Annotated in this window: 16 protein-coding genes; 2 read left to right on the forward strand and 14 right to left on the reverse strand. The window is 56.8% G+C overall.

The window, feature by feature from the left end:
- Positions 1-15: 15 nt before the first annotated feature.
- On the reverse strand, positions 16-3,144 hold the full coding sequence (locus H7849_RS05775; protein WP_186744900.1) for a hypothetical protein: 3,129 nt from the start codon (positions 3,142-3,144) through the stop codon (positions 16-18).
- 581 nt (positions 3,145-3,725) lie between these two features.
- On the opposite strand from H7849_RS05775, the gene H7849_RS05780 reads away from it, so the two are divergent.
- Positions 3,726-4,175, forward strand: coding sequence for a CBS domain-containing protein (locus H7849_RS05780; RefSeq protein ID WP_186744902.1), 450 nt, complete (start codon positions 3,726-3,728; stop codon positions 4,173-4,175).
- A 9-nt stretch (positions 4,176-4,184) separates the two neighbouring features.
- Here H7849_RS05780 and H7849_RS05785 read toward each other — a convergent pair whose 3' ends face one another.
- The 13 genes from H7849_RS05785 to ndhC are packed head-to-tail and all read right to left on the reverse strand — an operon-like array spanning position 4,185 to position 18,576.
- Entirely contained in the window at positions 4,185-5,609 is a 1,425-nt protein-coding gene (locus H7849_RS05785) for an NADH-quinone oxidoreductase subunit N (RefSeq protein WP_186744904.1), read from the reverse strand.
- Between the two features lie 3 nt (positions 5,610-5,612).
- On the reverse strand, positions 5,613-7,097 hold the full coding sequence (gene nuoM / locus H7849_RS05790; protein ID WP_186744906.1) for an NADH-quinone oxidoreductase subunit M: 1,485 nt from the start codon (positions 7,095-7,097) through the stop codon (positions 5,613-5,615).
- 4 nt (positions 7,098-7,101) lie between these two features.
- The gene (gene nuoL, locus H7849_RS05795) at positions 7,102-8,976 is read right to left on the reverse strand and encodes an NADH-quinone oxidoreductase subunit L (RefSeq protein WP_186744908.1); all 1,875 of its coding nucleotides are present in this window, start codon (positions 8,974-8,976) and stop codon (positions 7,102-7,104) included.
- A 1-nt stretch (position 8,977) separates the two neighbouring features.
- Complete coding sequence (gene nuoK, locus H7849_RS05800) at positions 8,978-9,241, reverse strand: NADH-quinone oxidoreductase subunit NuoK (RefSeq protein WP_251106637.1); 264 nt, start codon at positions 9,239-9,241, stop codon at positions 8,978-8,980.
- Positions 9,201-9,791 carry an NADH-quinone oxidoreductase subunit J gene (nuoJ, locus tag H7849_RS05805; RefSeq protein ID WP_186744912.1) on the reverse strand — a complete coding sequence of 197 codons (591 nt, stop codon included), beginning with the start codon at positions 9,789-9,791 and terminating at the stop codon, positions 9,201-9,203. The genes nuoK and nuoJ overlap by 41 nt, the downstream gene beginning before the upstream one ends.
- 9 nt (positions 9,792-9,800) lie before the next feature.
- Positions 9,801-10,316, reverse strand: coding sequence for an NADH-quinone oxidoreductase subunit NuoI (nuoI, locus tag H7849_RS05810; protein WP_186744914.1), 516 nt, complete (start codon positions 10,314-10,316; stop codon positions 9,801-9,803).
- 13 nt (positions 10,317-10,329) lie between these two features.
- A complete protein-coding gene (nuoH, locus tag H7849_RS05815) occupies positions 10,330-11,283 on the reverse strand; it encodes an NADH-quinone oxidoreductase subunit NuoH (RefSeq protein WP_432756524.1) in 954 nt (317 codons plus the stop codon).
- Positions 11,280-13,991, reverse strand: a complete 2,712-nt coding sequence (gene nuoG, locus H7849_RS05820; RefSeq protein ID WP_251106638.1) for an NADH-quinone oxidoreductase subunit NuoG — start codon at positions 13,989-13,991, stop codon at positions 11,280-11,282. Before nuoG ends, nuoH begins: the two co-directional genes overlap by 4 nt.
- A gap of 14 nt (positions 13,992-14,005) precedes the next feature.
- Positions 14,006-15,277, reverse strand: coding sequence for an NADH-quinone oxidoreductase subunit NuoF (gene nuoF, locus H7849_RS05825; RefSeq protein ID WP_186744915.1), 1,272 nt, complete (start codon positions 15,275-15,277; stop codon positions 14,006-14,008).
- Between the two features lie 9 nt (positions 15,278-15,286).
- Complete coding sequence (gene nuoE, locus H7849_RS05830; protein WP_186744917.1) at positions 15,287-15,751, reverse strand: NADH-quinone oxidoreductase subunit NuoE; 465 nt, start codon at positions 15,749-15,751, stop codon at positions 15,287-15,289.
- 21 nt (positions 15,752-15,772) lie between these two features.
- Positions 15,773-17,518 carry an NADH-quinone oxidoreductase subunit C/D gene (nuoC, locus tag H7849_RS05835; RefSeq protein WP_186744919.1) on the reverse strand — a complete coding sequence of 582 codons (1,746 nt, stop codon included), beginning with the start codon at positions 17,516-17,518 and terminating at the stop codon, positions 15,773-15,775.
- Positions 17,519-17,536: 18 nt separating this feature from the next.
- Positions 17,537-18,172, reverse strand: coding sequence for a NuoB/complex I 20 kDa subunit family protein (locus H7849_RS05840; protein WP_186744921.1), 636 nt, complete (start codon positions 18,170-18,172; stop codon positions 17,537-17,539).
- A 23-nt stretch (positions 18,173-18,195) separates the two neighbouring features.
- Positions 18,196-18,576, reverse strand: a complete 381-nt coding sequence (gene ndhC / locus H7849_RS05845; RefSeq protein ID WP_186744923.1) for an NADH-quinone oxidoreductase subunit A — start codon at positions 18,574-18,576, stop codon at positions 18,196-18,198.
- 1,087 nt (positions 18,577-19,663) lie between these two features.
- Here ndhC and H7849_RS05850 point away from each other — a divergent pair.
- A complete protein-coding gene (locus tag H7849_RS05850) occupies positions 19,664-20,959 on the forward strand; it encodes a choice-of-anchor D domain-containing protein (protein WP_186744925.1) in 1,296 nt (431 codons plus the stop codon).

Below are 20,959 nucleotides of genomic sequence, written 5' to 3' on the forward strand. Positions count from 1 at the left end.
CTCATTGCTCAGCCTCTAATTTTGAGAATCGGGCGTTGCCGCCGACGCTGTTGTAACGATCTTGCCTTGCCGGAATGCATCTCCTGTCTCCTGCATGGCACGCAGTAATGCTGGCCAGTCCTCGAGATCAGTAGCGAAAATCTTTGCCGTCATATAGCGGGTCAACTGGGGCGCAAGCATATTGAGCATGACGGGCGAATATCCCATCTCATCCGCTAGTCGAGCCCAATAGAGATTGCTGGATTCCCATGACTCGCCAAAGAGGCGGCTGGAATACCCTCCAAAGGCTGGAAACGGCTTTACGTTCAGGAATTCGCGAGAGTAGCTGCGGGCCAATGTCGGGTGCGGGACGCCAAAGTCTTTTGAGAGCCGTTCCAAATCAGCGTCCGTCGGATGCTGATGAACGAGCGCATCCAGTTGTTGGCTTGCTGGGCCTATCGAGGCGGCTTCGTCTGGGAATCTTCGGCGAAATTCGGATGCCAGATAGAAGGTATCTGCCGGCATCATGCGGGGAAGCATGGCTGACATGTCGGCAGAATTCTTCATGGCCTGCTCGGTCCATTCCAGCCGTCGCGGTGTCATGCGATCGGAGAGGATGGTGATGACCTTGGCTCTTAGTTGGGGATCTTTGACGGAAGCAGTCAACAGCTCTTCGCCAGCGCGTTGATAGAGCGCGACAGCGTGGAGCTCGCTCGCGCTTATCCCCCACCAACGCGGGAGGGTTGAGCTGACCAAGAGATCCGGCACGGATTCTTTCCAGATCAGTGCCTGGACGTTCTCGGGTGCAATGAAGTCCTCTTCGGTTTCAGCCAGGGCATAGGGAAGGTCAGCCAGGGAACCCAGCAAATATGCGCCACCGCCTGCGGGCGTTCCTACTCCAACCAACTCAGGAGCGCGCCATAGCCGTTCGGCACCCATGATGGTCATTCCGGAGAAGTCATGCGAACGGACAAAGAGGGGATTGTTGTGGAGGATTTGAGCACCGGGCGGCTCATAGTAGGCGTAATTCAGACCTACCAGCGTGTCCCTCAAGAAGGGCGCGAGCTGGCCGCGCGCTGTTTCGAGTTGTGCTGGCGAGCCGGGAGACTTGATCACTTTCGTCAAGTCAGTCTTGATTTGCAGTTCCGCGTGGCGAGCGCTGTATACAGGGGGCGCCCAGTTGACCTTTTCCGAATTGGTAAAGATGGGGCGGGGCAGCTCGAATTCGCGGAGCTCTCCGGCAAGCGCGACCAAGTGCGGAGGCGCCGGCTTTCCGTGTGCCATGTCACTCAAGCCGTCGCTGAGAGCGAAGAGCGTATCGAGAGAGACGAGGCGCTGGTCATCCATGACGGAACGGATGCGCGCAGCGATCTCGCGGCGCATGCGTTGGCCGTCAGCGCTTTGCTGGGGAGGACCTGCCAGCAAGTCGACGACTTCATCTTCCGAGCGGTTGGCGTTGCCGGTGGAGGCGAGGAGCAGCTGGCCCAACGAGCTTCTTGCCGAGTCGAAGAGCTGGGCAGAGGAAGAGACCTTGGCAAAAGGCTCAATCGCACCCTGCCACGACGTATTCAGAGCTGCGTCTGGAATCTCTCCCTGACGTGCGAGGATCTGCCAGAGGCCGATGTTTGCCTGAAAGGCACCCAGGGCATTTCCACGCAAGGACTGATTTGAGATTCCGTCGATTGCGTCCGCAACATTTACGAAGCGGGTAATGGAGGTGTCATTCAGGCCGGGAAATTCGGCGAAGACGAGATACCAGTTACTGAATTGTGAGAATTTGCTGGCCAGCAAGCGCGCAGTTCCATCGGACAAGCGCATTTGTGGAGGCCGTGCAGAGTCCAGCTCGCTGAGCATGAGATAGACCTGGAGCGGTCCGCTATCGGTTTCAATGCGTGAAAGCGAAGTCATCGCCTCCAGCAGTTGCTCAGGATGGTCCCAGCTGTGTGAGCGCTTAGCCCAGTCACGAATAATTCTGTTGTCAGTTTTCTCATTGAAGATTTCTTTCCAGACTTCGAGATTTCCCGGGACGTGCGGCTGGCCATCGGGATCCCAGTCGACGCGTGTGAACAGGACGATCAGGTCGGGAGCTTTGCGAAACACGCTTCGGGTTGGATTTGTTTCAAAGTCGGGCGAGCGGAATGCGCTGTAAAGGTGCACGAGGCGAGGAGATTGCGTCAGGTGTGCCTGCTGTGTCTGGTTGACGCGAGAGAGTGCGTCGAAATAGACCGCCAGCCACCCGCTGTCTTTCGCAAGCAGGTGGGTGACAAAGTCCCCGGGTGAATCGGGACTTGCGCCGACGAGATCCTTCCAGCCATGTTCAGCATTCGCTCCTCCAGGCAGGTTGACATATCCGGAACGGATGCAAATCTGACTGCCATAGAAATCAATAACAGCTGCGTAAGGGAGTAGTTTCCTCAGGCCCGGCGATTGCTGCAGCGATTGCCTGGTTTCAACATCAATTTTGGAAAATGCCCAATAGAGCCGGGCGACAGACGGGTCATTGATAAGCACATCGATCAGACTGCCGGAAGCCCGTTTTTTCCCAAGGCTAGTCCCTACCCATTCGGTTTCGTTGAACATCACCGGAACCTTGGTAGCGGGGAACGGATAGTTAAACGGAGTGCCTTTCTGAAGCGCCTCTTCCAGTGTGGTCAGCGGGAAGCCGGAGTCGATGGTAAGAAAGGCTCTTTCAGGATTTGCAGTGGACAGGAAGACATTTTTCTCGCCGCAATTCTGTCTCAGCCGGTAGCCGAGAATCTGAATTAAGGCGATAGCCTCTTCGCAATTGGTGACGCGAATGTTGCCGTTGTTTGCGTTGGCCAGAGCCTCTAGTTCTCGCGCCTGATGCACGTAGCGGTCAAGCAGCAAGAGGAATTCAGTCTCTCGGCCTCCCTCGTAGCCCTGCAAGTAGGAGTTACGGGACAGCAGCGGCAGCACATCTTCAGGCGCGACCTTTTGGCTGATGCCTGCCATGCGAAGAAATGACCGCAATGGTCCCGGGACCGTGACGTAATTGATAGGAGGAGCCGCTGGTGTTCCACCAGGGTCGCTATCGGCTGACGAGACAGCCGTTTGTTGAGGATTACCAGCGTAGGCGGTTGCGCAATAAGTTGTGCACGACAGACCCAGGATGAAAACAGCGAACCAACGAAGAGGAGCCCCCATGACTGAATACCCCTTCAGAACCTTCGAGATTCGCGGCAACCACTTCCAGGAAAACGCAACACTTGCATTTCACATGCGAAGTGATAAACGGAACAAGCTTAGGACCACAAATGAATCACAACTCGAAGCTAAGTCACGTTTGGCGCCGTTATCTCCCGATTCTCACTATCGTCGGACAAGATATACCATTGATCACCGGAGTCCAAGGCTTTTCATCGCTTCTTATAAAGAAGACTTTGATGTTTGATCAATTTGCATCTCCTCCATCGAATAGGGCCTCGCAACAAGTTGCCGAGGAATGAGTTAGGGTGGCTTCGGAGAAATCACCGGGTCAGCGAATTCTTTTTGTCAGAATCGTTGCGAAGCCGATTGCAAATGACATGACTGCGGCGTATAGTTCTGGCGCAAGTGGCGGTCTTCTACGTTTGGCAGTGCGAGCGAACGTGTGGAAAGATCTATGTGTTTCTTTTCAGCCAGCGCCGCGTTTCAAAGCCCGACAAGCGACATCTGTGTCCGGCGCCTAACTTGCTTCTACCTTATCGAGGCCACCTCAATTGTTTGTTGCGTATAGGGAGTCAGCCATGAAAGTGTGCGATCCTGTTTCGCTTATTTTGCGCAAAAAGGGTGGGACCGTTTGGTCTGTACCCGCGAAAACCACGGTCTATGCCGCGATAGAGTTGATGGCAGAAAGGGAGGTGGGCGCCCTTCTGGTGGTGGACGAAGGCCACCTGCACGGCATCATCACTGAGCGCGATTACGCGCGCAAGGTAGTCCTTATGGGACGCTCATCGAAAGAGACGCCGGTAAGCGAAATCCTGTCGGAGCCACTGCTTACGATTGCGCCGGATTGCTCTGTTGATGAGGCGATGCGGTTGATCACTACGCACCGTATCCGGCATCTTCCTGTAGTACAGGACGGGAAACTGGTGGGATTGATTTCCATCGGCGACCTGGTGCAATGGATCGCGTTCGCACAAGATCAGACGATTGAGGATCTCTCGCACTACATCGAGGGAAAATATCCCTGCTAGGGCAGGCTTCTATCCCAGAGTGCGAGCGGCGGAGACGATCGCATTCCATAGCGGCGCGGGATAAAGGCCAAGCAGGAAGATCAAACCTGTCAGAACGGCAAGCGCTACGGTTGCTGGTACGGGCATTGTCGTCCGCTGTGGGATGATTTGGCTGGTTTTTGCATACATGGCCGCGAGGATGCGCAGATAGTAGAACAAACCAATGGTGCTGCTCACGATGAGGGTGAACAGAAGGACCCATCGTGACTGCGATGCGCCTGCGGCGATGACGTAAAACTTGCCGAGGAAGCCGGCGGTGAGTGGAATTCCTGCAAGCGAGAGAAGCATGGCGGTGAACGCTGCCGCGAGGATTGGTCTGCGCCAGAAGAGTCCGCGGTAATCGTCGATCGATGCCGCTTCACCTTCAGGGCCGGAGAGAATGGTCATTACGCCGAAGGCCCCGAGAATGGTGGTGAAGTAAGCGGCTAAATAATAAGTGGCCGCGGGTGCGCCGAGGGTTCCGCCGGCGATGAGGGCGACGAGCGCGTAACCCATGTGGGCAATCGATGAATACGCGAGGATTCGCTTGATGTTGGTCTGCGTAAGCGCGAGTAGATTGCCGGTCAGCATTGAGGCTATGGCGATGATGGAAAGTACCACTCCCACTGTTCCTGCCAGTCCGGTGTTTTGCAGATGAAGCCAGCGCAGGATTAGTGCGAACATTCCGCCCTTCGATACCGTCGCGATGAAGGCTGTAACGGGTAGCGGAGCGCCTTCATATACATCAGGTGTCCAGAGGTGGAAGGGAACGACTGCCAATTTGAATCCGATACCTGTAAATGCGAGCATCAGGCCTGCGATGAGCGGGAATGTTGCAGTGTGATTCAGCGTTGTAGCTAGTTGACTGAGATCCATCGATCCTGATTCCTCGTAGATCAGCGCGAGACCGAATAACAGCACCGATGATGAAGATGCGGCGAGGACCAGATACTTGATTCCGGCTTCGATTGAAATGGTTTCGGAGCGGGTGTAGGAAATCAGCGCATAGAGCGAGACGCTCAGCAATTCGAGTCCGAGAAAGAGCGAGATGAAGTGACGGCTGGCTACGAGGACCATTGCACCTGTGGTGGCTAGCAGAATCAGGATGTAGAACTCTTCGCGATGCTCGTGGCGCTGTTCTAGGTAGTTGTAGCTGAGCAGGACGACAAACGCGGCGGCGCATAGAAGCAACGCCATATAGAGAAGGGAATAGGAGTCGAAGATGAGCAGGCGCCCGAGCTGTTGCGGAATGGAGGAAGCTGCAACCAGGAGGCTGAAAAACGATGCACCTAAGCCGATGAGCGTGATCCCAGCTGCGGCCAGATGGTTGCGCTTGACTGCGATGGCGAGCATCACCGCGAGGGCAGTTGCCGACATGAGCATCAGCGGCAATGAAACGGCAAGATGAGCGTTCATGCTTTATCTCCTGACGATCTCCTGTACAGGTGTAGCTTGTTGCGAAGCGGCAGCGAGGCTTGGGCGCACGGCGTTCAGGACTGGCTGCGGATAAAGGCCAAGCCAAATGAGGCAGATCATCATGGGGCCGAGAATTGCCCATTCGCGGAAGTTCAAGTCGGGGAGCTTCCAATGATGTGGATTGGGGCCCTGGAATGCACTCTGACCGAGTCTCAGCCCATAGAGGGTTGCCGCGACAAGACCCAGCGTTGCCAGGACAGTAAGGCTTACGTTGGCGCGATAGGCTCCGAGAAGGACGAGGAATTCACCGACGAAGTCACCTAGTCCGGGGAGTCCCAGCGAGGCCATGGCAAAGACGAGGCCTGCTCCGCTGAGTGATGGCATGGTTTCCCAGAGGCCGCCCATCTGGGTGATTTCTCGCGTGTGCATTCGCTGCTGCAGTAGGCCTGCGAGAATGAAGAGCGCACCCGTGCTGATTCCGTGACTGACCATCTGGACGACTGCGCCTTCGAGGGCGATTTCGTTTCCGGCGAAGATGCCGAGGAGCACGAAGCCCATGTGGCTGACGCTGGTGTAAGCGACCAGGCGCTTCAGATCACTCTGGCCGACGGCGAGCACGGCGCCGTAAAGAATAGCGATGACGCCGATGGTCATCATCAAAGGCGCCATTCTGCGTGATGCGTCGGGGAAGAGCGGCAGGACGAAACGGATCAGCCCGTATGCGCCGGTCTTCAGGAGTAATCCAGCGAGTATGACACTGCCTGCGGTTGGTGCTTCTGTGTGCGCGTCGGGCAGCCATGTGTGCAGGGGGAAGATTGGAAGCTTGACCGCGAATGCAATGAAGAAGCCGAGCATGAGCAGAAGCGCGGTGTTGGGTTGCAGAGCTGTGCCAAGCAACTGCTCGTAGTCAAAGGTGAAAACTCCGGTTATCTGCTGGTGAATGATGGCGAGCGAGATGATCGCGACGAGCATCAACAGGCCGCTCAATTGCGTGAAGAGGAAGAATTTTGTGGCGGCGTAGATGCGTCGTTCGTGGCCCCAGATGCCGATCAGCAGATACATCGGCACCAGCATCAGTTCCCAGAAGAGGTAGAAGAGGAACAAGTCCATGGAGAGAAAAACGCCGGTAATGCCGGCGAGAACCCACAGCAGGTTGAAATGGAAGAAGCCTGCACGGTCCTGTATTTCGGTCCATGAGCAGAGAATGGCCATGATGCCGAGGAAGTAGGTCAGCAACAGCATCACGAGACTGAGTCCGTCGATGGCCAGATGAAGGCGGATGCCAAATTGGGGAATCCACTGCAGATTACACTCTGCGAACCAGCGCTGCGGGGTGGGCGCGGCAGACCATAGTGCGATGGTTACGACGAAGTCTACACAGACGCTCAAAAGGGCGATCCAGCGTGCGGCGGTTGCGTTGCGAGATGCAACCAGCCAGGCTGCGATGCCTCCGGCCATCAGAATGAGGATAAGAATGAATAGCACCATGCCGTCACCTTAAAAAGAATGCGACCGCGAGAATTGCCGCGGTTCCCATGGCGAGTCCTGCTGCATACCAGCGGACGCGTCCGGTCTGCGTGAGGCGCAAGGCTCGATTGCCGAGCATGGCAGCTTGGCCGAGGCCTCGAATCGGCAGGTCTGCCGGGTCTCTTCGGATTTGGCGGGCCACCCACAGGAAAGGACGAACGAGGAGGCGGTCATAGATCCAGTCGAAGCCCCAACCGGCGAACCATAGCTCTTGCAGGAAGCCTGTCATCGGCACGCGTGTTCGTTGTGGTCCGAAAAAGAGATATGCGAGCCCGAGACCGATTGCGAATACGGTGCTGGCGCAGAGGGCGGTGATAGTTTCAGTGATCGGGCCCGGATGAACGATGGCGAGCGGAGGCAGTACGCTGTTGAGAAAATTGGAAAGCGCAGGAACGCCGCCATAGTCGGGTGGAGTGTCTACATATCCCCCCACGATGGACAGAACGCAAAGCGTAATGAGGGCGATGCGAACTGGTGCGCCGCTGTGCGCATGTACATGCGCTTGTTGCCGGCCGTAGAAGGCGAGCGAGATCATACGGAACGTATAAAGCGAGGTGAGCAATGCGCCGGTCATGCCGACGATCCAGAACAGGATGTTTCCGTTTGGCCCTGCCCACGATTGCCAGAGGATGAGGTCTTTGCTGAAGAAGCCCGCAGTGATCAAGGGCAAGCCTGCGAGAGCACACCCGCCGATGATGAAGGAGAAGAAGGCTAGACGCAATTCTTTGCGGAGGCCACCCATCTTGAAAAGATCCTGCTCATGGATTGCATGAATGACGACGCCTGCAGCGAGGAAGAGAAGCGCTTTGAAGAAGGCGTGCGTCATGAAGTGGAACATGGCCGCCGACCACGCGCCGAGGCCGAGGGCGAGAAACATGTAGCCGATCTGGCTGATGGTGGAGTAGGCGAGCACTCGCTTCATGTCGCGTTGCGCAAGCGCGCTGAAGGCGGCAAGCAGCATGGTGGCGGCTCCAATGATGGCGACGGCGAGTTGGACCTCGGGAGCTAAGGTGAAGAGTACGTGGGTGCGCGCGATGAGATAGACGCCGGCGGTGACCATAGTTGCGGCGTGAATGAGCGCGCTGGTGGGAGTAGGTCCGGCCATTGCGTCTGGCAGCCATGTTTGCAGGGGTAACTGCGCGGACTTGCCGACTGCTCCGCCTAAGAGCAGCGCGGCGGATGCAATGGCTGCGCCGGTGCTTATGGGCCATTGATCTGAGGCGCGATGCATCAGTTCCTGAATGTCGAGGGTTCCGAGTTTTGTGAAGAGCAGGAAGAGACCGATGGCGAAGGCGGTGTCGCCGAATCTTGTCACGATGAATGCTTTGCCCGCTGCGCGAACATTTGCAGGGTCCTGATACCAGAAGCCGATGAGCAGGAAGCTGCAGAGTCCGACGCCTTCCCATCCGAGATAGAGCAGCAGCAGATTGTTGGCGAGGATGAGCGTTAGCATGGACGCGACGAAGAGGTTCATGTAGGCGAAGAAGCGCGCGTAGCCCTCGTCGTCGTGCATGTATTCAGCGGAGTAGAGATGAATGAGGAAGCTGACGAAGGTGACGACGAGAAGCATCAGGAGCGAGACGGGATCGAGGTAGAACGCGATCTCGGGTTGAAAGCCGCCGGTACTCATCCATGTCCACAGATGTTGTGTGTAGGCATTGTTGGGCGGCGGTGATGAAAGAAACGAAATGCTGATCAAAATACTTACCACTGCGGCAAGGCCGATGGAGCCTGCTCCCAGGAACGCGACGAGGCGGCGGCTGAACCTGGAGCCGAATAGAGCGAGCACCGCCGCGCTGGTGAAGGGAATCGCTACAACGAGCCAGAGGAAGTGCAGCATATCAGCCTCTCAACTCGCTGGCTGCGTCTACATCCAGTTCGGACTGTTTTCTATGAAAGAGCAGGACAAATGCCAGGCCAATGGCGACTTCTGCGGCAGCCATGGTGAGGATGAAGAGGAACATGATCTGACCGTCGGGTTGTCCCCAGCGAGAGCCAGCCGCGATAAAGGCGAGGCCGCTGGCGTTGAGCATGATCTCAACGCTCATGAGCGTGAAGATGAGATTACGCCGCGTGATCAGTCCTGCCAGCCCCAGCGTGAACAAGATCGCCGCCAGTATCATGGCGTGCTGTATTGGTATCTGCGGCATGTTTTGTTTCCTCCTTTGCGAATGCCTGGCGTCCGAGGTGATAGGCGCCCACCAGGCCCGCCGTCAACAGCAGAGATGCGAGTTCTACCCCAATCCAGAAATTGCCGAATAACGCGATGCCGATTTGTTTGGGCCCGACTGTGGCGGCGCGGGGTGCGCTGCTGGATGTCAGCGTGCAGTAGACCATTTCACCCAGCAGAATGAAGGCCAGCAGAGAGGGCCCGAACCAGTTCATCGGCTTGAGGGAGACGCGTTCGACTTCCATTGCGTGGTCGGCTACGTTGAGCATCATCACCACGAAGACGAAGAGCACCATGATGGCGCCTGCGTAGATCATGATTTCGAGCGCGGCGACGAAGGGAGCGCCGAGCGTGTAGAAATCAACGGCGACTGCGAGCAGGGAGACGATCAGGTAAAGCAGCGCGTGCACGGCATGGTGCCGCGTGATCGCTAGGAGCGTGGCGATAATGGCGAGGATGCCGGCGAGATAGAAGAGCATTCCCATGTTGTCCTCTCAGGGCATCAGACTGTGAACGTCTACGGGCGCCGTTTCATGCTCGGCTTGTCCCTTGTCTTTGCCGCCGATCGCTACCCCGGCGACGCGCCAGAAGTTGTAGCCGGGATATTTTCCGGGGCCATTGATCATGAGGTCTTCTTTCTCGTAGACGAGATTCTTGCGTTTGTATTCGCCCATTTCGAAATCGGGCGTGAGCTGAATTGCGTAGGTGGGGCAGGCTTCTTCGCAGAATCCGCAAAAGATGCAGCGCGAAAAATTGATGCGGAAAAACTCGGGGTATCTGCGGCCGGTTTCATCTTCGGTGGCCTGAAGGGAAATGCAATCGACTGGACAAGCTACGGCGCAGAGGTTGCAGGCAACGCAGCGTTCGCCTCCGTCGGGATCACGGCTGAGCACGATGCGGCCGCGGTAGCGCGGGGCAAGGTAGGGTTTTTCATCGGGATACTGGATGGTGACACGACGCGCAAAGGCGTGCCGGAAGACTTCCCACAACGAGCGCACGAGACTGAACATCAGCAGCCTCCTTCTATCTCAGGGCCAATACGACGGCTCCGGTTACCAATAAATTCACCAGCGCCAAGGGCAGTAATATCTTCCAGGCCCAGGACATCAGCTGGTCAAAACGCGGCCTGGGGAGCGCCGCGCGAAAGAGAATGAACATGCAGATGAAGAACATCGTCTTGCCGGCAAACCATAACGGTCCTGGTAGCCATGGTCCGAGCCAGCCGCCGAAATACAACAGCGAAATAGTTGCCGAGATCAGGGTCACGCCGATGTACTCACCCACGAAGAACATGCCGAATTTCATGCCGGAGTATTCGGAGTGAAAGCCGGCGATCAGTTCGTTTTCGGCTTCCGCGAGGTCGAAGGGAAGGCGACGGGTTTCGGCTACTCCTGCGATCAGGAACAGAATGAAGCCAAGGAATTGCGGTACTACGAACCACATCTTGCGCTGGGCTTCGACAATGTCGGTGAGTCGAAATGAGCCTGCGAGAATGACGACTCCCAGCAGCGAGAGACCCATGAAGACTTCATAGCTCAACATTTGCGCCGATGCGCGGATTCCGCCGAGCAGAGAATATTTGTTGTTTGATGCCCAGCCCGCCAGCACCACGCTGTAGACGCCGAGAGAGGACATCGCCAGCAGGTAGAGGATGCCGATGTTGAGGTCAGCTACGACGAAACCGGGGGCAAACGGGATGACTGCGAATGAGAGAAGCGCAGTTGCTACAACAATTGCCGGAGCCATGATGAAGACGGGCTTATCAGCAAATGGAGGCACCCAGTCTTCTTTCGCGAAGAGCTTCAGCGAGTCGGCGAGGATTTGTCCCAGTCCGAATGGACCGACGCGGTTCGGGCCGTAGCGATCCTGCCATAGCGCGAGGAGACGGCGCTCTACCCAGATGAGCCCGGCAGCGAGATTGAGCGCCACACCAAGCACGACGGCGATGACGATCAGGGGGAAGATGTACTGCATCATGCTCCACCCCCTGCGGGTGTTTTGACGTTAGCCGGCGCGAGTGTGGCGAGGGCGGGGGATGGGATGGCGTCGATTGGTACGAGTCCGGCAGGTAAGCCTGCTGTGCCGCGAGGCAAGTCATCGCGCAACAGAACTTCAAGTTCGAGGCTGGCGTTGCCAGCGGTTACTTTGATTTCTTCGCCTGCCTTTACGCCGAGGCCGGACGCGTGGGCAGAGTGCAACGCAACATACGGGCGCGGGACCAGTTGTGCGATGCCGTGTGCATGGCAACTCAATTCTTCGGAGCCAAAGATATGGAAGATCGGGATGAGCAGCGGCGCGTCGGTTTTTGAGATGTACGCTGCTGGAACTGTCGAGAAGTATTTCCAGTCTGGTTGTGGTGATGGTTCGATCAGGCGTACGCCGGGATCGCCGCCGCGGAGGTGTCCTCCGATCTCACTTTGAAACTTATTGACGGATTGGATGGAGTTCCAGCCGGGCGCCCAGAAGAAGGGAAGTAGCGCGGATGGTGCGGGCGCGGGGCCCGACTCCATGGAGAACGCGAGCGCTGAGTCGGGATCGTCGGGTGGTTTTGGTTCATGTACGCTGATGTTCGCGAGCATCGATGTGCGTCCGCTGTAGCGATTGGGTTCGCGGGCTATTTTCCCGCCTGCCTTGCGTGCGGGGGCGACGAGAGGGATTGAGGCGAAGGCCGGCAGCTCGGCGGCCATCACCGTTGTCAGGTCGTCGAATCCTTGCCATTTCGTTTCGGCCTCGATGCCCCCTGTCATCGATCCTTCACGCAGCCATCGCCAGCTTTCTTCTACATCGGAGCTTGGAACAAAGACCTGGAAGAATCGCTGCGCGCGGCCCTCGCTGTTGACGAGGGTTCCGTCGGATTCGGCAAAGGTGCCTGCGGGCAGTACTACTTCGGCTGCTTCTGTGGTTGCGGATTCCGTGTGATCGAGCACAACCAGATGACGTGCGCTTCGCACCAGTGAAGTCACTTCGCTTGCGGGGGCGCGGCGAAAGAGATCGTTCTCAAGAACAATCACGGTGGTTGCCGGTTCGGTGCCCACCGCTTGCATCGCAGCAGACAACGGTCGCGCCTCCATCATCGCGAGGCCAAGGCTGTTGCATTCCGGTGTGGTGAAGCTGAGGCCTGCGGGATGGCCGGTCTTGCATAGAGCCCAGGCAACTTGTGCTGCAGCTTCGATCACGCTTTGACTGCGGCAACTTGTACCGGAGACGACCAGCGGTCGGTTGCTGCTGATTAGAGCGGATGCGATTTGGGCGGCCATGTTCGTTAATTCTTCCGGGAGGGCCGTTACTTCCGGGGCGGTGGGGTCGATCGCATGCGCAACGGCGAAGCCGAGACGCGCGAGATCGTCTGGGGTAGCTCGATAGGTTGCAGTTGCGATGTCGTCGAGCTTCGTAGCGTAAGGCGCGGCGATGAAGAGTGGGCCTTTTGTTTCCTGCACGACTTCTCGCACCGACTGATCGAGCCACTCGGGGATATGAAGATCGGTCGCAAGCTTCATCGGTGCCTGACGTACGGACTGGCGCAGTTTCAGGGCCATGATTGGCGCCACGTTGGTTACGTCTTCGCCGAGGACGAATACCGCATCCGCATGCTCAATGTCATCGAGAGACGGAGACCGCGCTGGGCCCTCGCGCAGAATGCGGAGCATTGTCGATAATAGCTGCGATTCCTGATCTGAGGTTCCGGCGAAGAAGCGGTCGGGCCCGACGAGCGTGCGCAGAGCGAAGTTGCCTTCCAGTGAGGCTCGCGGAGAGCCGACCCCGATTATGTTGCCTTCACGCAGAATCTCACCGAAGCGTTCGAGGGCCTCGTTCTTGGTTGCGCTTTTGCCGTTCACCAGGGGAAAGCGGATTCGCTCGTGGCTCTCGACGAACTCGTAGCCGAAACGTCCGCGGTCGCAGAGGAAGTAGCCATTTACCTCGTGGTTGTAGCGATTGACGGCGCGGCGTAGTGAGCCGTATCGCTCACCGACACTGGTGTTGCAGCCGAGTCCGCAGTGCACGCAGATGGAGGGCGCCATTTGCAGGTCCCATTTGCGCGTGTAGTGCTTCTTGAGTGTGGCGTCGGTAAAGACGCCGGTAGGGCAGACTTCGACCAGATTTCCGCTGAACTCGCTTTCGAGGACGCCGTCTTCGGCGCGCCCGAAGAAGATGTTATCGCGGAGGCGGAATGCGTTCAGATCGTCTCCGCCGGCGTATTCGCGGTAAAAACGAACACAACGCTGGCATTGAATGCAGCGGTTCATCTCGTGATTGACCAGTGGGCCGAGATACTGATTGCGAAATGTTCGCTTGCCGAAGCTGTAAGAGCGCATGCAGTGGCCGGTCATCACCGTCATGTCCTGCAGGTGGCACTCGCCGCCTTCATCGCATACCGGGCAGTCGTGCGGATGGTTTTGCATGAGGCCCTGAATCACGGCAGCGCGAAAGGAGACGGCTTCGGGATCGGCGATGGAGATGCGCGTGCCTTCGGAGGCGGGCGTCATGCAGGCCATGATGAGCTTGCCCGTCGCGTCCTGCTCGTTGCGGAATTGCTTAACCGCGCATTGGCGGCACGCGCCAACGGAGCCCAATGCTGGATGCCAGCAGAAATAGGGGACATTGTAACCGAGCGAAAGGCAGGCGTGGAGCAGGTTCTCTTTCGGGTTGGCCTCTTTCGCTTCGTTATCGATGTAAATGGTCGCCACAGTTTTCTCCACACTTATTTCCAGGGACAACGTTGTTCGTCGACATGCTTTCGGAAATCGTCGCCAAAGTATTTCAAGGCGCTTTGTAAGGGCTCGACTGCGCCGGGGGCAAAGGCGCAGAAGGTGTTTCCAGGAGCGAGGAATTTTGTCTGGAAGGTGAGCGTGTCGAGATCCTGACGGCTGCCTTTACCTTGCTCCATTGCCAGCAGAATTTTTTCTGTCCACGACAGGCCGCTCCAACATGGCGTGCACCAGCCGCAGGATTCCTGCGCGAAGAAGTGCTCGAGGTTCCAGACCATGCCGACGGGGCAGGTCTTGTCGTCGAGCACGACCATGGTTCCGGTGCCGAGACGGCTTCCCGCTTTCTGGACGTTGCCGTAGTCCATGGGTGTGTCGAGGTGTTCTTCGATGAGAAAGTCGGTGGAGGCTCCGCCAGGCAAAAGGCCGCGGAAATGCAGGCCGTCGCGCATGCCTCCGGCGTGGTCTTCGAGGATTTCGCGCATGGGCGTACCCATGGGAAGTTCCCAGAGACCCGGCTTTTTCACCTTTCCGCTGACGCCGTACAGTTTGGTGCCGCCGTCTTCGGTTTTGCTCAGGCCGCGGAACCAGTCGGGACCGTTCTTCACGATGTGGTGAACGTTACAGAGGGTCTCCACATTCTGAACGATGGTTGGCTTGCCGAAGAGGCCGGAGACTTGCGGGAAGGGTGGCTTGGTTCTTGGGTGTGCACGCTTGCCTTCGAGAGCGTTCAGCAGTGCCGTTTCTTCGCCGCAGATGTAGCGGCCTGCGCTGACGTGGAGATGAATTTCGAGATTGTAGCCTGAGCCGAGAATGTTGTGGCCGACGTAATTCTTTGTTTTCGCCTCGGCTAGCGCGCGCTCAAGACGATCATGGGAGCAGACGTACTCGCCACGCAGGAAGATGTAGGCGATGTCGGCTTCGATGGCGTATGCCGCAACGATTACGCCCTCGATCAACTGATGCGGATCGCGCTCCATTAAGGCGCGGTCTTTGAAGGTGCCCGGCTCCATCTCGTCGGCATTCACGACCAGGTATTTCGGATGAGGCGCGTCTTTCCCCATCGGCACGAAGCTCCACTTCATCCCGGTAGGGAAACCCGCGCCACCTCGTCCGCGCAGGCCAGATTTCTTTACGAGTTCGCCGACGTCTGCGGGCGCGATGGTCAGCGCCTTATGCAGGCCTTGATAGCCGCCGGCGCGCTCGTAGTCTTCGAGACTTACCGCTTGCTTGTCGCTGCGAAAATTGCCAGTGAGAGGTTTTTCCATGGTGCGCGCCTAGTCGTACTGCGTCAGTGCTTCTTCGATCCTTTCTTCGTCGAGATCCTCGTACAACTCGTCGTCGATCATCATGGTGGGGGCGTGGTCGCACGCTCCCAGGCAAACTATAGGCAGCAGCGTGAAGCGGCCGTCCGCTGTCGTTCCGCCAAGCGGCGTGCTCAACCTTGCGCAGAGATGGTCACGTACCTTGTCGCTGCCCATCAGCCAGCAGGAGACGCTGTCGCAAATCAACGCGACGTGTTTTCCTACCGGCTTCCGGTGGATGAGGTTGTAGAAGGTTGCTACACCGTCGAGATCAGCCACGGAGACGCCGAGCACTTCGGAGAGATCGCGGAGGCTCTCGTCGGATACCCAGCCACGATGGCGCTGCACGGCCAGCATCGCGTCGATCGAAACGGCCTGCCGGTTCGGGTACTCAGCGATTTTCTCTTCGATCTCCTGGCGTTCTTCCGTGGTCAGCATCGTTTTCGTTTTCCTCCTGCTTTATCGATCGATATCTGCGAGCACGTAATCCAGACTTCCGATAATGGCGAGCAGGTCCGGGATCAAACGTCCTCTGCATAACAGCGGCAGCATCTGCATATGGGCAAACGATGGCGTTCGAATTCGTGTGCGATAGGAGCCGGTGCTTCCGTCGCTGGTGAGGTAGTAGCCGTTATTTCCCTTCGTAGCTTCAATGGGCACCATTGCTTCTCCGGGCGGCATTACCGGGCCCCAACTCACGCCAAGAAAATGGTTGATGAGCGTTTCAATGTCGTGCATGGTGCGCGCCTTGGGCGGTGGCGTGGTAAGAGGATGGTCGGCGTTGCATGGGCCGCCCGGCATCTGATCGACGCATTGCTGGATGATGCGAAGACTCTGGCGAATTTCTTCGATATGAATGATGGCGCGGTCATAGCAGTCGCCTGTATTGGCGATCGGTATGTCGAATTCGAGTTGGTCGTAGCAGGAGTAAGGCTGCTTCTTACGGAAATCCCATTCAAGGCCCGCAGCGCGAAGGTTGGGGCCAGTCATGCCCCACTCGATCGCTTCATCGACGGTGCAGCCTCCGATACCCTTGGTGCGCACCTTGAAGAGGCGGTTGCGCATGACGGTGCGCTCGTATTCGGCCATGCGCGGCGGCATGTAATTCAGGAAGTCGCGAAACATGCCGTCCCATCCGTTGGGCAGGTCTTGCGCTACTCCGCCGATGCGGAACCAGTTGGGGTGCATGCGCGCGCCGCAAATTGCTTCGACGATAGAGAGCGCCTTCTCGCGATCGTTGAACATGAAGAAGACGGGCGACATCTGGCCGACGTCCTGCGCGAAAGTTCCGTACCAGACGAGGTGGTTCATGATGCGGAAGAGTTCTGCCATCATGACGCGAATCATCTGTCCGCGCGGAGGCACGGTGATGCCCGCCAGCTTCTCGACGCTGCTCAGATAGGCAAGGTTGTTCATTACACCGCCAAGGTAGTCGACGCGGTCGGTGTAGGGAATGTAGGTGTGCCACGTCTGGCGCTCGCCCATCTTTTCTGCGCCGCGATGGTGGAAGCCGATCTCTGGTACGCAATCGATAATTTCTTCGCCGTCGAGCTCCAGGATGATGCGCAGAACGCCATGCGTGCCCGGATGTTGCGGGCCGATATTCAGGAAGATGAAGTCAGAGCCTTCGCGCTGGCGGGACATGCCCCACTCTTCCGGATGGAACTGCAATGCTGCCTGCTCGGCGTCCTCTTTTTCAGGAGGCAGTGTGAAGGGGCCCATCTCGGTGGCGCGTGCGGGATGATCTTTGCGCAGAGGATGTCCAACCCACGTGCTCGGCATGAGGATGCGCGTCAGATGGGGATGTCCGTCGAACTTAATGCCGAACATGTCCCACACTTCACGTTCATACCAGTTGGCTGCGGGGAAGACGTCGGTGATGGTAGGGAGAGTAAGGTCGTTCTCTTCGAGGGCGACCTTCAAGCGAACATATTCGTTTCGCCCGAATGAGTAGAGGTGATAGACGGCGGTGAAGTCGCTTGGGGGTTGACCATCGCGGTGTGTGCGGCCGCGTTCGTCGATTGCGGTAACGTCGTAGAAGAGCTTGTAGGGATCGGGTACGCTGTGGCGCAGGGATCGGACGGCTTCGTGGATGTCTTGCTTCGCGATCCAGAATGTCGGGATTTCATCGCGAGCGCTCTGGGGGACAGATGGAACGAGCAACTCGTTCTGCAATCCTTCGTCGGCGACAAGGCTGCGCACCATACAGCACCGCCTATAAAGCTAAACGCTATCGGGAGTCCTGAGCACCGTCAGAGTCTGCCTCTGTGGTTGTTTCATATCGCGCATCGAAGGCATCTCGGCGCGCTCCACTCCCTGCGGCCCCACAACCCAACTCAGAGGCCGCTTTTCCTTACCAATTGCGTCCCGTAACAGCAAAACACCTTCAAGAAATGCATCCGGCCGCGGCGGGCAGCCGGGCACGTAGACATCTACGGGCAGAAACTTGTCCACGCCCTGTACGACGCTGTAGATGTCGAACATGCCACCGGAATTGGCGCACGAGCCCATGGAGATGACCCAGCGGGGCTCCATCATTTGCTCGTAGAGGCGCTGAATGACGGGCGCCATCTTGATGAAGACCGTGCCTGCGATGACCATCAGGTCTGCCTGGCGCGGCGTGCCGCGTATGACTTCGGCGCCGAAGCGAGAGATGTCGTACTTGCTTGTAATGCTTGTAGCCATCTCCACGAAGCAGCAGGAGAGGCCAAAGTTGAATGGCCAGACGGAATTCTTTCGGCCCCACGCCACAAGGTCATCCACACGGGACAGGATGAGAGTGCGACGAATGGCTTCCTCGACGAATCCGTCGGTCTTCTCGGCCTCTGTGGATCCAGGCCGACTGATCGACCAGCCCATAATCACCGTCCGCTATATTTATTTCAACTTCTACTCAACATTCTTGCACTTCTTTGTTTCCAATCAAGCGCGCCGACACGCCACAAATACGCGAGAGTTGCAAGCAGTACCGCAATAAAGAGCGATACCTCTGCGTAACCTTTCCATCCGGTTTCACGAACGGCAATGGCCCATGCGAATAAGAAAACCGCTTCCAGATCAAAGATGACGAAGAACATTGCGACGAGATAAAACTGCGCAGGGAAGCGAACGCGCGCAGAGCCCTCTGACAAGATGCCACCCTCGTAAGGTGAGCCGGTAGCGCGGTCCTGATGACGTTGCCCGAGCACATAAGACAAACCGAGCATGGCTAGAACGAGGAAACCAACGATCGCGGTATAAACTGCCAGCGGCCAAAGGTGCATAGTCCCTTGCCTCAGTGCGGCCGGATGTCGTCAGCATCGGCCCCCGAAAGTATGTCGCAAGTCGAAGAAGTTGACAACAGGCTTTTTTTGCCGACACTTCCAAGAACAAGTTGTAAGCCATCGGGCGCGGGGATAGAAGGCGAGTCCGCTTTATACGATGAACAAATTTGCGGCGCGGCTAGACCGCCTCGCGAAGGTGAGTCTGATGCGTGTGGATTTGTCGGATAACGCCAGGCAAGATAGCGGCCTTATGGAATCAATGAATCGATGATACTCAGATCTAGGTACAGATCTATGTACAGATCGATCGGCACAGATCTGATTCTGCATTTTCTGCTTCGTCGCAGGCCGTGGCACTGCAGCGATACTCTCAGAGGCCCCTGCGATATAGCGAAGGCTTAGTGGATCTTCGGTAGTCGCAAGATGAGTGCCTTGTCAATCCTTAACGATGGCTAGGTACATCTCGATAGTTATAGCGAAATGCGATATTCGACTGACTAAAGTAATTTGAAAAATAAACTCCAGTGCGATAAAACATGTTCAGACAAATAACAAATCTGATTTATCTCGCGTAATAAGTCGCCACAACGGGCGACTTATTACGCGCAAATGTAATCGTGTTGGGTGAAGGCTTAAGTATAGTTGTGCGAAGAAGTTGATCTTTATCTGCATTATGGTTGTTGCCGTCCCGCTGAGCACCAGGGCAACATCAGTATTCAATCGCGAAATCTTTGATTTTTAGGAAGCACGGATGCGCTGGGAGACTACTCCTAGTGGATTCGTGCCTGAAGTGTGTGTGGCAGGTTGGCACTCACCGCAGCCAGAAAATAGATTTGACACGGACTGCAGGACATAAAGGTACCAACGTAATCCGCCTATTCTCATACCCTTTTTTATCTGCCCCTGAAACAAATGCTCATTTGCAGAGGTGAAGTTGGTGTCCTATATATGTGTTCCTCCCCCATCGGACTCCGATGAAGGAATTCTTTGTGTTTCCAAAACAAGTGACCGCTCGAAAACAGGTTCATCCTGGAATGGCCCTCGCACGCAAGATGCCAGGTTCAGCGGTCGATGCGGCAAAGCCCTCATGGTTTCGGTCTGCCGCCTTTCCCTTATCCTCATCGTTATCGTTTTGGGATGCGGATATTCGCTGACAGCAAAGGCTGCCAGTGCAACCGGACCTCAGTTGACGGTAAGTTCGAACTATTTCCCTTTCGGAAAAGTAACGACCGGATCAAAGGCCACGCTTCCGGTGACGCTTACATCTACTGGAAGTACAGCTGTCAAGATCAACTCGGCATCGATTGGCGGGAGCGGCTTCAGCGTCTCCGGGGCAACCTTTCCGGTAACACTGAAGCCCCAACAGTCAGTCAAGCTGAATCTGACATTTGCTCCTAAGTCGGCGGGTACCGTGACGGGTACACTGACGGTCAGCAGTACTTCAACGACCAACCCCACCGCTTACATCAATATGGCAGGCACGGGTGTTACTCCCACAACCGGTGCGCTACTGTCGGTGAGTTCGACTTATCTAACTTTTGGTAATGTCGCTATTAGCTCGAGCGGGTCAATACCGGTAGTACTGAGTTCAACTGGAACGTCAGCGGTGACGATCAGTTCGGGATCGATCGGCGGCAGCGGCTTCAGCGTCTCTGGTGCCAGTTTCCCGGTAACGCTCCAGCCGAAGCAAACCTTAACGCTTAACTTTAAGTTTGCTCCGGCATCGGCTGGTTCTGTAACTGGAACGATGATACTCAGCAGTAATTCGGCGACCGGCTCGGCAGCTTATATCAACATGTCAGGAACCGGCGTCTCTGCGAGCAGCGCGCAACTCACGGTGAGCCCGGCCAGCTTGAGTTTCGGTGATGTAGCGGTGGGATCGAGTGCAACGTTGGGGGTAACATTGACCTCTACCGGGAGTTCCGCGGTAACGATCAACTCCGCGACAATCAGCGGTAGTGGTTACACTGTATCCGGAGCGACCTTCCCGGTTACGCTGAGTGCGAAACAGACGCTGACACTGCAGGTGAAGTTTGCTCCAACTGCGGCCAGCGCTGCAACTGGCAAGCTAACCATCAGTAGCAACTCGTCAAGCAATGCCACTGTTGCGGTCAGCATGAGCGGAACTGGTACGAAATCTCAGGTTTCGCTAAGCTGGGGTGCTCCGAGCGGTTCTTCTGACCCGGTGGCGGGTTACCACATCTATCGAGCGACGGGCAGCAGTGCTTCGTATTCACTGCTGAATTCCTCGATTGAGAGTCAGACATCGTATATGGATAGCACGGTCGCTGCCGGCACGTCCTACAGTTATTACGTGAAGAGCGTTGACTCTTCCGGTCACGAGAGCGCCGCGTCGAATAGCATCAACGTGGCGGTTCCATAG

Origin of the sequence: Alloacidobacterium dinghuense, from assembly GCF_014274465.1 — a bacterium.
Lineage (GTDB): Bacteria > Acidobacteriota > Terriglobia > Terriglobales > Acidobacteriaceae > Alloacidobacterium > Alloacidobacterium dinghuense.